Source organism: Gilliamella sp. Pra-s60, assembly GCF_009795755.1.
Lineage (GTDB): Bacteria > Pseudomonadota > Gammaproteobacteria > Enterobacterales > Orbaceae > Gilliamella.
This window is the reverse complement of the sequence record NZ_WTFA01000039.1, coordinates 1-1,383: the sequence shown is the minus strand read 5'-3', so window position 1 is coordinate 1,383 and position 1,383 is coordinate 1. Positions and strand designations below refer to the sequence as shown.

Below are 1,383 nucleotides of genomic sequence, written 5' to 3'. Positions count from 1 at the left end.
GGCATAATACAATCAATAATTTTTATTTTAGGATCGATTATAACGATTTTAAAGAAGGTGATGCATTACTTGATAAGCCAGAAGGCTATGTTACGCAAGGCCGAGGACATACTCTCTATAAAGGGACGCGTGAGAGTAATGGGTTATTGCTAGAAGAGTGGATAGCAAAAGGGCAATTTTTCCTTAATGAAGATGGCTCCTATTCCGATGATTGGGGATATGTATTTTCGCTGGGGATTCATATGACCGACCCAACCTATAAAACACCACAATTACGTTTAGAAATGTACTACAAAATCCCTGATGATGAAACACAAGCATACAGTGAAAAGCAACTTATGGTCATTTGGCGAGAAATCACTAATAGCATTAGAATAAGGGGAAGCGCTTTTGAAAACGAATAAATATTACGGTGGTTTTATTGTTGGTCTATTCGCTTTGACCGCATTAAGCAGTTGTCAGGTATTTAGCAAGAATATTCAAACAATTACATTACCACCCAAAGCGCAGCAGCCAGTAGCTGCGTTACTATCAAATTCACCAACACGCTGTATTGGGACCTATTTAATTGATTTACCCGCTGAATTTAAAGTCAAAAAAAAGGGGAACTTTGATTATAAAAGTAATCATGCTGTCACCATTACCACAAAGCAACAATATTTACCCTCTTTTAAACAGATGATAGCTCGGCGTGAGCAAGAGTTGAAAAATACTAAACCCGTTAATCCAATTAATGGTGATTATTTAAAAGCCATTTATCCCGTATATACAAATAACCGCGATAAAATGCAAGGCATTATTTTTGAACGTATGAAAAGTATTGGTACTTCTGATATTCTTAGAGTGTTAGAAGGTTATCGCTGGCAAGATGAAGTCACGTTAAAGATCGAAATGAAAGCACAAAATGGCTTAGGCGAACAATATACTAAAGCTAGGAAAAATGATCCTGAATCCTTTGGGAATAACGTGCCCCAAAAATTAGCTGAGTTACATAAACTGTTTGACCGGATTAAGCCGCGCGATGATTTAACTATCCCAACAACACCTGGGTTTTGCATGTTTAACAGTTTTATGCATGGAGAAGATCGCGAATGGAAAGATATGAATTATGGTTATTGGCATGATAGTATTGAAGATTTTTCTTTCTATTTTGAATTTAATGATTTTGCAAGCGATTATGCATTACTTAATATGCCAGAAGCTTATTTTACACAAGGGGATGGTTATACCATTTATAAAGGTACGCGTGAGAGTAATAACTTAAAATTAGAAGAGTGGGTGGTTAAAGGTAAATATTTTGAAGACAATTTGGAATTTAATAGTGACGGGTTAGCTTATATTTTTACTTTAGGCATTCATGTAACAGATCCAACTTATAAAACG

At 35.6% G+C, this 1,383-nt stretch carries 2 protein-coding genes; both read left to right on the top strand.

Annotation, left to right across the window (positions count from 1 at the left end):
- The coding region (locus GQ596_RS10920; RefSeq protein ID WP_160401751.1) for a T6SS immunity protein Tli4 family protein at window positions 1-404 on the top strand (404 nt) is incomplete at its 5' end.
- A partial coding sequence (locus GQ596_RS10915) for a T6SS immunity protein Tli4 family protein (protein WP_160401750.1) occupies window positions 391-1,383 on the top strand: 993 nt, incomplete at its 3' end. The genes GQ596_RS10920 and GQ596_RS10915, both read left to right, overlap by 14 nt.